This window comes from Microbacterium sp. NRRL B-14842, assembly GCF_050470785.1.
In genome coordinates, this window is sequence record NZ_JBFLUM010000023.1 from 1 (window position 1) to 11432 (window position 11432).

At 72.5% G+C, this 11432-nt stretch carries 8 protein-coding genes and 5 pseudogenes; 4 read left to right on the forward strand and 9 right to left on the reverse strand.

The window, feature by feature from the left end:
• Positions 1-42: 42 nt before the first annotated feature.
• From hrpA to AB1285_RS19085, 3 genes and pseudogenes are all read left to right on the forward strand, one after another.
• Positions 43-4097, forward strand: a pseudogene (gene hrpA, locus AB1285_RS19075) (ATP-dependent RNA helicase HrpA).
• Between the two features lie 77 nt (positions 4098-4174).
• Positions 4175-4768 (forward strand): annotated as a pseudogene (locus AB1285_RS19080) (NADP-dependent oxidoreductase); the annotation flags it as partial.
• A gap of 169 nt (positions 4769-4937) precedes the next feature.
• Complete coding sequence (locus tag AB1285_RS19085; protein WP_429977658.1) at positions 4938-5066, forward strand: zinc-binding dehydrogenase; 129 nt, start codon at positions 4938-4940, stop codon at positions 5064-5066.
• Between the two features lie 79 nt (positions 5067-5145).
• On the opposite strand, the gene AB1285_RS19090 is transcribed toward AB1285_RS19085, so the two are convergent.
• Entirely contained in the window at positions 5146-5649 is a 504-nt protein-coding gene (locus AB1285_RS19090; RefSeq protein ID WP_363447090.1) for a hypothetical protein, read from the reverse strand.
• A gap of 12 nt (positions 5650-5661) precedes the next feature.
• On the opposite strand from AB1285_RS19090, the gene AB1285_RS19095 reads away from it, so the two are divergent.
• Positions 5662-5766, forward strand: coding sequence for a zinc-binding dehydrogenase (locus AB1285_RS19095; protein WP_280565730.1), 105 nt, complete (start codon positions 5662-5664; stop codon positions 5764-5766).
• A gap of 57 nt (positions 5767-5823) precedes the next feature.
• On the opposite strand, the gene AB1285_RS19100 is transcribed toward AB1285_RS19095, so the two are convergent.
• From AB1285_RS19100 to AB1285_RS19135, 8 genes and pseudogenes are all read right to left on the reverse strand, one after another.
• Entirely contained in the window at positions 5824-6390 is a 567-nt protein-coding gene (locus tag AB1285_RS19100) for a hypothetical protein (protein WP_370428437.1), read from the reverse strand.
• A 40-nt stretch (positions 6391-6430) separates the two neighbouring features.
• Positions 6431-7039, reverse strand: coding sequence for an alkylhydroperoxidase domain protein (locus AB1285_RS19105; protein WP_370428436.1), 609 nt, complete (start codon positions 7037-7039; stop codon positions 6431-6433).
• The gene (locus AB1285_RS19110; RefSeq protein WP_370428435.1) at positions 7036-7683 is read right to left on the reverse strand and encodes a CMD domain protein; all 648 of its coding nucleotides are present in this window, start codon (positions 7681-7683) and stop codon (positions 7036-7038) included. The genes AB1285_RS19105 and AB1285_RS19110 overlap by 4 nt, the downstream gene beginning before the upstream one ends.
• Complete coding sequence (locus AB1285_RS19115; RefSeq protein WP_370428434.1) at positions 7680-8750, reverse strand: putative FMN-dependent luciferase-like monooxygenase; 1071 nt, start codon at positions 8748-8750, stop codon at positions 7680-7682. Before AB1285_RS19115 ends, AB1285_RS19110 begins: the two co-directional genes overlap by 4 nt.
• Positions 8747-9814 carry an ABC transporter ATP-binding protein gene (locus AB1285_RS19120; RefSeq protein WP_429977659.1) on the reverse strand — a complete coding sequence of 356 codons (1068 nt, stop codon included), beginning with the start codon at positions 9812-9814 and terminating at the stop codon, positions 8747-8749. Before AB1285_RS19120 ends, AB1285_RS19115 begins: the two co-directional genes overlap by 4 nt.
• A pseudogene (locus AB1285_RS19125) lies at positions 9788-10198 on the reverse strand (ATP-binding cassette domain-containing protein); the annotation flags it as partial. The pseudogene AB1285_RS19125 and the gene AB1285_RS19120, both read right to left, overlap by 27 nt.
• Positions 10137-10373: pseudogene (locus tag AB1285_RS19130) on the reverse strand (ATP-binding cassette domain-containing protein); the annotation flags it as partial. The pseudogenes AB1285_RS19125 and AB1285_RS19130, both read right to left, overlap by 62 nt.
• A pseudogene (locus AB1285_RS19135) lies at positions 10370-11262 on the reverse strand (ABC transporter permease). The pseudogenes AB1285_RS19135 and AB1285_RS19130, both read right to left, overlap by 4 nt.
• Between the last annotated feature and the right edge of the window lie 170 nt (positions 11263-11432).

Consider the following 11432-nt stretch of genomic DNA (forward strand, 5'->3'; position numbering starts at 1 on the left):
ATGCGGCGATCGCGGCGGCGCCGGTGTGCATCCCGGCATACGATGGAGGGCTATGTCCTCCCTGTGATCTCCTATCCCCCGGAGCTGCCCGTCAGCGCCGCCAGGGACGAGATCGCCGATGCCATCCGGGACCACCAGGTCGTCATCGTCGCCGGCGCGACCGGATCGGGGAAGACCACGCAGCTGCCGAAGATCGCGCTGGAACTGGGCCGCGAGCGCATCGCCCACACCCAGCCCCGGCGGCTGGCCGCCCGCACGATCGCGGAGCGCGTGGCCGAGGAGCTGCGGGTCGAGCTCGGCACGCTCGTCGGCTACAAGGTGCGCTTCACCGACAAGGTCTCCGACGAGACGCGCATCGCCCTGATGACCGACGGGATCCTCCTCAACGAGATCCACCGAGACCGCCTGCTGACGCGCTACGACACGATCATCATCGACGAGGCGCACGAGCGGTCCCTCAACGTCGACTTCCTGCTCGGCTACCTCGCCCGCATCCTCCCGGAGCGCCCGGACCTGAAGGTGATCATCACCTCCGCCACGATCGACCCGGCGAGCTTCGCGCGGCACTTCGCCGCGGCCGACGGCACCCCCGCTCCGGTCATCGAGGTGTCGGGGCGCACCTATCCCGTCGAGATCCGCTATCGCCCGCTCGTCGACGAGGACGCGGAGCAGGACGCCGCCGGCGAGCCGGAGGACGAGGTGAGCGCGATCGTCACGGCGCTCCGCGAGCTCGACCGGGATGCCCCGGGCGACGTGCTCGTGTTCCTGCCGGGCGAAGCGGAGATCCGGGACGCGGCTGACGCGGTGCGCGCCGCCTACGCCAAGGACCGTTCTCCCACCGAGGTCCTCCCCCTGTTCGGCCGGCTCTCCGCCGCGGAGCAGCACCGGGTGTTCGAGCGCAGCACCGTGGCCGGCGTCCGTCGCCGCGTGGTGCTCGCGACGAACGTGGCCGAGACGAGCCTCACGGTGCCCGGCATCAAGTACGTCATCGACACCGGCACGGCCCGCATCTCCCGGTACAGCAACCGCTCGAAGGTGCAGCGGCTCCCCATCGAGGCCATCTCGCAGGCCTCGGCGAACCAGCGCTCCGGTCGCGCCGGCCGCACGAGCGACGGCATCGCCATCCGCCTGTACTCCGAGGAGGACTACGCGCGGCGTCCCGAATTCACCGAACCCGAGATCCTGCGCACCTCGCTCGCGTCCGTCATCCTGCAGATGCTCGCGCTCGGCTTCGGCGACATCACCGCGTTCCCCTTCCTCACCCCGCCCGACTCCCGGGCGTGAAGGCGGCGTTCGACCTGCTCACCGAGCTCGGCGCCCTTCGACAGGCTCAGGGACCGGACGACGGTCCCCGGCTCACCCGCATCGGGCGGGACATCGCCCGGATGCCGATGGACCCCCGGTTCGCGCGGATGCTCATCGAGGCCGGCCCTTCGACGGGCTCAGGGACCCAGCGGGGGTCAGGCCCTTCGACAAGCTCAGGGACCCAGCGGGGGTCAGGCCCTTCGACAAGCTCAGGGACCCAGCGGGGGTCAGGCCCTTCGACAGGCTCAGGGACCCAGGGGGCGGTGCTGCGGGACGTGCTCGCGATCGTCGCGGGGCTGTCCATCCAGGACGTGCGGGAGCGACCGGAGGAGCGGCGCGAGGAGGCCGACCGGCTGCACGCGCGCTTCGTGGACCCGACGAGCGACTTCCTCACCCTCCTGAACCTCTGGAACCACCTGCGCGAACAGCAGCGGGAGCTCGGCTCCAGCGCGTTCCGGCGCCTGTGCCGCAGCGAGCACCTCAACTACGTGCGGGTCCGCGAGTGGTTCGACGTGCATCGGCAGCTCCGGACGCTCGTCAAGAGCCCCGATCGCGGGGCGGAGCCGAGTGGCGCGGCCGATCCGGATGCCATCCACCGCGCGCTGCTGTCCGGCCTGCTGTCGCAGATCGGCGTCCTCGACGAGCGCACCGCCCCCGCGGGGAAGGCCCACTCTCCCGCGAAGGACGCCCGCCGCCGGATCACGGAGTACCGAGGCGCGCGGGGTATCCGGTTCTCGATCTTCCCGGGCTCGGGGCTGCGCAAGAAGAGCCCCCGGGCGGTCATGGCGGCCGAGATCGTGGAGACCTCCCGCACCTTCGCCCGCACCGTCGCCGCCATCGACCCCGCCTGGGCCGAGCCCCTCGCCGGCGACCTCGCGAAGCGTCAGGTCACCGAGCCGCACTGGTCCAAGGACGCCGGAGCCGCGGTGGCGTTCGAGAAGGTCACGCTGTTCGGGGTCGAGATCATCCCGCGCCGGCGCGTGCAGTTCGCCCGCATCGACCGGGCCGCCTCGCGCGAGCTCTTCGTCCGTCATGCGCTCGTCGAGGGCGAGTGGGACCCGTCCCGGATCGACAAACGGGTCAGCGCGTTCTGGCGCAGCAACGCCGAGCTCCGCCGCCGCCTGGAGAAGCTCGAGGAGCGTGAGCGGCGCCGCGACATCCTGGCCGGCGACGAGGCCGTCTTCCGGTTCTACGACGAGCGCATCCCCGCCGAGGTGTTCGACGTGCGGTCGTTCGAGAGGTGGTGGCGCGAGGCGCTGACGACGACGCCGAAGCTGCTCGTGATGCGCGAGAGCGACCTCATCGACGACGAGGACCGCGCCGACCAGCGCGAGTTCCCGACCCGGTGGACGCAGGGCGACCAGGTGCTCGGCCTCGCGTACCGGTTCGAGCCGGGTGCCCCCGATGACGGCGTGAGCGTCGTGCTGCCGCTACCGCTGCTCGCCCAGATCGAGGATCGCGGCTTCGACTGGCAGGTGCCGGGGCTCCGCGCCGAGCTCGTCACCGGACTCCTGCGCGCGCTGCCCAAGGCCATCCGCCGCCACGTCGTCCCCGCCGCCGACTGGGCGGAGAAGTTCGGGGCGGCGCTGGCCGACGAGGGTCCGGAGGTGCACGGCGGCCTCCCCCCGCGCACCCTCAAGGAAGCGCTCGCGCGGCTCGTGCAGCCGCTCGCGAACCAGGTGGTGACGGCCGCGGACTTCGATGACGAGCGGGTGCCGGCGCACCTGCGCATGAACTTCCGCGCCGTGGACGAGCGGGGACGGGTGGTCGGGTCAGGGCGTGATCTCCGGGCGCTGCAGGCCGAGCTCTCCGACCGCGCGCGCAGCAGCGTCGCCCGCTCCATCGCCCGCCCCGGGCGTGCGGAGGCACCGGGGCCGCGCGGGGCGGAGCGCGTGGCCGCGGCTCCGGTCGAGCAGACCGGGCTGACGGCGTGGACGTTCGGCGACCTCCCGGCGGTCATCGACACCAAGGTCGCGGGCGGCGTCGTCCGCGGGTATCCGGCGATCGTCGATGCCGGCAAGAGCGTGTCGGTGCGGGTCGAGGCGACTCCGGACGCCGCGGCCGCCGCCACGCGCGACGGCGTGCTCCGTCTCGTCCTGCTCGCGGTGCCCTCGCCGTCCTCGTACGTGCAGCAGCACCTCACCAGCCAGGAGAAGCTCGCCCTCGCCGCCTCGCCCTATCCGTCGGCGGCCGCGCTCATCGAGGACTGCCGAGCCGCCGTCGCCCGTCGCGTGATCGACGCGTCGACCGGCGCCGACGGCCAGGACCGTGGCGTCGTGCGCACCGAGGCCGAGTTCGCCCGGGTCCGCGACGCCGTGTCCGCCGTGCTCGTCGACGAGCTCTTCGCCTGCGTCTCCCTCGTCGCCCGCATCCTCACGAAGGCGCGGGAGGTGGAGCGCGGCATCAAGTCCCAGAACTCGCTGGCGCTGCTCGGCCCGCTGAACGACATCCGCACCCAGCTCTCCGGACTGCTGCACCCCGGCTTCGTCGCGGCCGCGGGTGTCGACCGGCTCGCCCACTTCCCCCGGTACCTCGACGGCATGATCGACCGGTTGAAGACCTTGGCGAACGAGCCGGGCAAGGACCGCGCACGGATGACGGAGTTCGAGCGGATGGCGGTGCTGTTCGCGGACGCCGGCGGCACGATCCCCCTCGCGCCCGACGCTCCCCCCGCGATCGTCGAGGTGCGCTGGCTGCTGGAGGAGTACCGGGTCAGCGTCTTCGCTCAGCGTCTCGGCACCGCGCAGCCGGTGTCGCCGCAGCGGATCACCAAGGCGCTCGCGGGGAAGTGACCCCCGCCGGGTAGCCTGAGGGCATGGCCCGCGCGATCGTCTACACCGAGTTCGGATCCCCCGCTGTCCTCCACCTGATGGAGGTGCCTGACCCCGTGCCCGTCCGCGGCGAGGCGCTGGTGCGCATCGAGGCGGCCGGTGCCAACCCCATCGACGCGAAGCTCCGTGGCGGCAAGCGCCCGTCTGCGCCGATCACCGAACCGCGTCCGGTCGGATTCGACGGTGCCGGGGTGATCGAGGTGCTGGGCGAGGGCGTCGACGGGTTCGAGGTCGGCGACCGCGTCGCGATCCGCGACACGCTCGGGACCTACGCCTCCGCCATCGCGGTCGAGGTCGACAAGCTCGTGAAGCTCCCGGACGCCGTCACCGCGGCCGAGGGTGCGGCGATCGGCATCCCGGCCGGCACCGCCTACCAGTCCCTCCGCTCGCTCGCCGTGACGGCCGACGACGTGCTCCTCGTGCACGCAGGATCCGGCTCGGTCGGCCAGGCCGCCGTGCAGTTCGCGGTCGCCTGGGGCGCGACGGTGATCGCCACCGCGAGCCCCGCCCGGCACGACCAGCTCCGCGAGCTCGGCGCGATCCCCGTGGCCTACGGCGACGGCCTGCTCGACCGCGTCCGCGCGGCGGCCCCCTCCCCCTTGACCGTCGTCCTGGACTGTGCGGGCACCGACGAGGCCATCGAGACCTCCCTCGCCCTGGTCGCGGACCGCGACCGCATCGCGACCATCGTCCGCGGTCCCGACGCCGCCGACTTCGGCATCCGGGCGTTCTCCGGCGGGTCCCCCGAGCCGCTCACAGCCGCAGGAGCTGGAGTGGCGCGCCGAGGCGCTGCAGAAGACCGTGGACCTCCTGGCCGCGGGCGACTTCACCATCGAGCTCGGCCCGGAGCTGCCCCTCGCCGAGGCGGCACGGGCCCATGAACTCATGGAGACCGGCGCCGCCTCGGGGAAGATCATCCTCGTCCCCTGACCCCAACCCTGACAGCGTCGGGCGTCACCCCGCACGCGGCGTTCGGCGGGTTCTGCCGCGGCCAGGAGACACTGATCGGTCAGGCGGCTTTCGGCTTCCGGCGCGGTGGGAGGCGAAGATGCATGGTCGCGAACGCCAGCACAGCAAGGGATGGCGCGAAGAGTCGCGCGTCCGGTGCATAGCCGTCACTCACAGGCCATCCACTCTGGGCATAGCGAACCGGTCCTGCATCGCCGACGACGTAGGACAGAAGCATGCCGCCCGCAGCGATTCCGAACAAGGCGAAGAACCACCCCGCGTATCGAACCCACCACCGACGTGCCCTCGGCACGATACGCAGAGGCAGCCCGATCAGGAACGCCAGGATCGTAAGCGGAGTGGAGAGGACCGCGAATCCGACGATCTGCAAGCCCTCTGTGTACCCGGCCGCGGTGGTCGACCAGATCGCTATCGCGACATACGTGGTCAAGCCGGTGAGGAAGACTTGCGCCGCCAACAGGAGCCAATGCCGTTCGGTCTCGGCCGCGGCCACCTGGCGTGGTGAACCAGGCACCCCGGCGTCGAGCTGGTTCTGAGACGTCACATTCGGATCGTAGTGCTTCTGCTCGGAGCACCGGAGCTGCCCCTCGCCGAGGCGGCGCGGGCCCATGAGCTCATGGAGACCGGCGCCGCCTCGGGGAAGATCATCCTCGTTCCCTGAGGGATCAGGGTGGCACCGGAGCGGGGTTGCGGCCACGACGGGCTCCGACCCGATCGCCTAGCCTCCGGGGCAGTCGCACTCACTGCCGCTGTAGCACTGGCACACCGAGTCAGGGTAGTCGGCCTTGGTGGCGGTGATTCTGACATCGAGTTCTTCGAGCGGGACGACGTCCTCGATGCCGTCCAGTTCCGGGATGTCCGGGCAGTCCGCGGGGCCTGTCTCCACGATCTCTTCGCCTCGCGGAAAGGTCAGGGTGAAGCACACCGCCCCCTGGCGCTGCTCGTACCACCAGCCACCGCCCGTTTGCGCGTCACCGAGTGCGAGGAGTGTCAGGGTGGTGCTGTCGTCCCTCTTGTCGAGGTCGAGGAGCTTGAGCGGGTTGCCGTCGAGCTCGTCGGTTCCGTCTCGGAGGTCGGAGGCGAGGGAGAGTTCGGCGATGGTCACTTCCGGGTCCGTGACGATCTTGCCGCGGTGCTCCCACATGCTGTCCTGCGCGTCTTCGATGGAATCCGCGAGGCTCACCCGCACGAGGTTCTCGATGCTCGGCGCGCACCCGACGAACATGGCGGCCGCAGCGACGAAGCCAACGACAGGGAGGCTTCGGCGCCGCAGACGGCTTGTCATGATGCGACGGTAGCGCATCCGGCGACGACCTCCCTGTCGGTCAGGCGGGCGCGACGGGGCGGCCGAGCGAGAGCATCAGCCGGTTCGCCCAATTGAAGAAGGCCGCGCCGTGCACGACGTCCGCGATCTCCAGGTCGTCCAGTCCGGCCGCACGGAGGCGCGCGATGTGCGCGGGACCGAACGCGCGAGGCGTGTCGGTCAGCGCGACCGCTGCCGCGACGATCGCGTTCCAGCGCTCCCCGAGATCCGCGTCCACGCCCTCGGCGAGCAGCGCGTCGACGTCCTCCGGCCGCTTGCTGTGGTGCGCCGCGAACCGGGAGTGCACGGAGGCGCAGAACACGCAGCCGTTGCGGCGCGAGGCGGCGGTGGCCGCCAGCTCCCGTTCCGCCCGTGGGAGGCCCTCCGCGGCGTTGTAGAAGATGTCCTTGTCGACGAGGGTGCGCGCGCGCAGCACCTCGGGGTCGCGGGCGAGCAGCCGGAAGTACTCGTTCTTCGCCCGGGCGGCGTCGACGAGGCCGTCGAGGTGCCGCGGGGTCAGATCCTCCTCCGCCAGGGGCGCGAGGTGGGGTGTCCAGCCGACCTCGGCGCGCGTGAAGGCGTGCGGATAGGGGGCGGCGTCGTGGCGGAGCACGGTGTCGGCGGCGGTCATGCGGCCTCCTCCTCGGTGTCGGTGTCGGTGGCGGTCGCGGTCGCTGTGTCGGCGGCGGTGAGTCCGGCCTCCTGAAGCACGCGGAGGCCGGTGACGACCCACTGCTGGAAGGCGAGGAAGGACACGAGCTGCGACAGCGTCACGATGCCGTCCGTCGACCAGCCGGCGTCGTGCAGGCGGCCGAGGTCGGCACCGGATGCCTCGCGGGGACGGAACACCAGCAGGTGCGTGTGCGCGAGAGCGGTCGCGAGACGCTCCCCCACGGCAGCCGATGCCGCTTCATCCGGGAGGTAGCGAGTGCCGTCGGTACTCTCGGCCTCCAGCCCGCGCTCGGTGTAGGCGCCGAATGGTCCCGTGGTCGCGGCGGCTCCGGCCTCCCGGGCGACGATCGCGGCGCGCTCCGGGTCGATCTCGCGGGCCCTCCGGGCGTAGAACGCCGCCGTGGGGTCGTCGGCACCGGCGAGCGCGGTCGCGAACGCCGCGATGAGCGCGCGCTCTGCGAGAGACACATGCTCCGCGGATACCGGGTGGAAGAGCGCGTCGAAGCTCGCCTGGAGCTGCTCCCTGGTCACGGGACGGCGACGACGCAGCGCATCCAGCTCCCGCGTCACCCCCGTCAGCTGGTCGACGATGTCGGCGGTCATGCGTTCTCCTTCACGGTGGGGGTGTTCTCGGGCGTGTGGGTGGTCTCGGGATCCGGCGGCGTGAGCGCGTAGCCGAGGGCCGGGGCGACCTCCGTCGCGAACAGCTCGATCGAGCGCAGAACGTGGGCGTGCGGCGCGTCGACCGAGTGCACCTGGAACGCCACCTCGGTCGCGCGGTGCAGCGTGGTGTCGGCGGCGAGCGAGGCGGCGACCTCCTCCGGGGTGCCGAGGTGCGTGTCGAGAGCGGCGATGAGGTCGTCGATGCCGTCGCCGGGGATCGTCTGGCCCTGCCGCCGGAAGCCCTCGGCCGCCCGCCGTAGACCGACCTCGGCGAACCGGAGCGCCTCGGCGCGGTCGTCCGCCACGAACACGGTGCGGGAGGCGGTGATCCGCGGCGTCGCGCCGGCGGGGAGCGCGTCGAGGTAGGCGTCGATGATCGGGTCCTGCAGGGCGGACAGCGGGGCGTGCAGACGTTCGCCGGGGCGGGGCTGCGTGCGGGACAGCAGCAGTCCATGACCGTGGACGCCTGCTCGATGACCGCCGGGTGCCGAGAACGTCGCCTGCCAGATCCGCGCGGCCAGCGACCCCGCGTCCGGATACAGCGTGTTCCCCGCACCGACGTCGCGGCCCTGGAGAGCGTCGAGCAGCACGCCCAGCTTGCGGTCGTAGGTGGGCCCCTTGTCGCGCACGTCCTCCCCGAAGGGCGTGAAGGACGACGGGGTGCCGCCGCTGCCGAGCCCGAGGTCGATCCGCCCGTCCGCGAGCAGGTCGGCCACCACGGCGTCCTCGGCCACCCGGACCGGGTCTTCGAGGGGAAGGGTGATGATCCCGGTGCCGAGCCGGATCCCCGAGGTGCGTGCCGCCGCGTGCGCGAGGAAGACGAGCGGCGAGGGCAGCCCGCCTTCCGCCGCCCGGAAATGATGCTGTGCCACCCAGGCCCTCCCCACGCCGTGCCGTTCGGCGTGCTGGATCTGCGCCAGGGCGAGGCGGTAGCGGTCGTTCGGAGACGCATCGTCCAGGAGCCGGGTGAAGAATGCGACGGTGGGGCGAGGGGTGGGGGCGCTCATGCGAGGATCTCCGTTCGGCCGGGGACCGCGGCCAGCAGCTCCCGGGTGTTCTCGTGCTGCGGGTCGTGGAACAGCTCCTCGGTCGGCCCCTCCTCCACGACGCGCCCGCGGTGCATCACGGAGACGGTGTGGCTGATGCGGCGCACCACCGCGAGGTCGTGCGAGATGAAGAGGTAGGTGAGTCCGAGCTCGGCCTGGAGCGCGGAGAGCAGTTCGAGGATGCGCGCCTGCACCGTCACGTCGAGCGCCGACACCGCCTCGTCGAGCACGAGGATCTCGGGGTCGACGGCGAGCGCCCGAGCGATCGCGACCCGCTGCCGCTGCCCGCCGGAGAGCTCGCTCGGCGTGCGACGGGCCGCATCCGCCGGCAGCGCCACGCGCTCGAGCAGGGCGACCGCACGATCCCGACGCTCCGACCGGCCGCCGATGCGGAAGTTGTGCAGCGGCTCGGCCACGATGTCGGCGATCTGCTGCCGTGGATCCAGGGAGGCGAAGGGGTTCTGGTACACGAGCTGGATCCGTCGGCGCAGCGCACGCAGTCGCGCCCCCTCGACGGCCGTCGCGTCCTCCCCCGCGAGCTCCACGGTCCCGGCGTCCGGACGGAGGAAGCGCGTGACCAGGCGCGCTGTCGTGGACTTGCCCGATCCGGACTCGCCGACCAGCGCATGGGTCGTCCCGCGCCGCACCCGGAAGGAGACGTCGTCGACCGCCCGGAAGCGCTCACGACCCGCGACCCGGAACTCCTTGACGAGGCCAGCAGCCACGATCTCGTAGGGCTTCTCGGCGGCCACTGCCGCGGCGTCCCGGAGGAACGGCGGCGCGTCCGGACGCCGGAAGCCGGTCGTGAAGGCGGGCGCGTCGGCGAGCAGCTGCCTCGTGTACGGGTCTTCCGGCTCCGCGAGCACCTGCGCACTCGGCCCCTGCTCCACGATCCGGCCGTCCTTCAGCACCGCGATCCGCGCCGCCCGGTCCGCGGCGACGCCGACGTCGTGCGTCACGAGGAGGATGCTCGTGCCGTCCTCGCGCTGCAGCTCGTCCAGCAGATCCAGCACCCGGCGCTGCACCGTGGCGTCGAGGGCGCTGGTGGGCTCGTCCGCGATGAGCAGCCGAGGGCGGAGGGCGATCGCGGCCGCGATGAGCACCCGCTGCCGCATCCCGCCGGAGAGCTCGTGCGGATACTGTCGCGCGCGCAGATCGGGGTCGTCCAGCCCGACGCGGTCGAGCAGCTCGAGCACGCGGGCGTTCCGGAACGACGGTCGCGATGCCCGTGCAGACGCAGCACCTCGGCGACCTGCACGCCGACGGGGCGCACCGGGTCGAGCGAGGTCGTCGATCCTGCGGGACCAGCCCGATCTCCGAGCCGCGGATGCCGCGGAACGCCCGATCCGACCATCCGGAGATGTCGAGGTCCCCGAGCCGGACGCGCCCGCCCTCGACCCGTCCGCCCTCCGGCAGCAGGCCGAGGAGGGCGTGCGCCGTGGTGGATTTGCCGGAGCCCGACTCGCCGACGAGGGCGAGGGTCTCCCCCTCCGCGATGGCGAAGGAGAGGCCGTGCACGACCTCGCGGGCGGCGTACGAGACCCGCAGGTCCGTCGCGGTGAGGACGGGGGTGGGCGCGGTCATCGGGCGCTCCTTCCGAGCCGGTGGCTGATGCGATTGGCGCTGAGCACGACGGCGACCACCACGAGGCCGGGGAGCGCCGTGAGCCACCAGGCGGTCGCGATGTAGTTGCGCCCCTCGGCGATCAGCAGGCCCCACTCGGGGGTGGGCGGCGGCGCGCCGTAGCCGAGGAAGCCGAGGGTGGAGATGGCGAGGATGGCCGTGCCGAACTGCAGCGCGGCGAGCGCGATGATCGGGTGAGGGCGTTCGGGAGCACATGCCGGCGCAGCACGGCGACGAAGGTGCCGCCGCTGCCGTACGCCGCCTCGACGTACTCGGTGCGGCGCACCCGCGCCACCTCGGCGCGCATGAGCCGGGCGAAGGCGGCGACGCTGCCGAGTCCCACGGCGATCGCCGCGTTCACCGTTCCGAAGCCGAGCAGGATGATGACGGAGAGCGACAGCAGCAGCCCGGGGATGGCCAGGAGCACGTCGACGATCCGCATCAGCACGTCGTCCACGACACCGCCGGTCGCGCCGGCGACGGCTCCGAGGAGCGTGCCGAGCGCGAGGCCTACCGTCACGGCGATGAGCGCACCCGACAGGGAGTGCACCGCGCCATGCACGACCCGGCCGAAGAGGTCGCGGCCGAGGGCGTCGGTCCCGAACCAGTGCGCGGCGCTCGGCGGCAGGAGCTTGTCGGCGGGCACGCCGGTCAGCGGATCGCCCGGCGCGAAGACCCCCGGGATCACCGCCCACAGCACCGCCACGGCGACGACCGCGAACGCGAGGTACAGCCCCCAGGCGCGCGAACGCCGTCGCGGACGGGATGCGGAGACGGGCGCCGGGGCGGACGGCGCGGGCGGGGCACCCGACGTCTCGACCGACGTCTCCGCGATCATGGGAGCGGTCATACGGGCACCTTCTGGGCAGTGGGACGGACGGGCGCGACCGGGCGGCGCGGGCCGCCCGCCCGCTGCCGCGGGTCGATCAGGGGCGTGGCGAGGTCGACGGCGAAGCTGATCACCACGAACCCCAGGGCCGACAGGAGCACCACTCCCTGCAGCACCGGATGTCCTGGTTC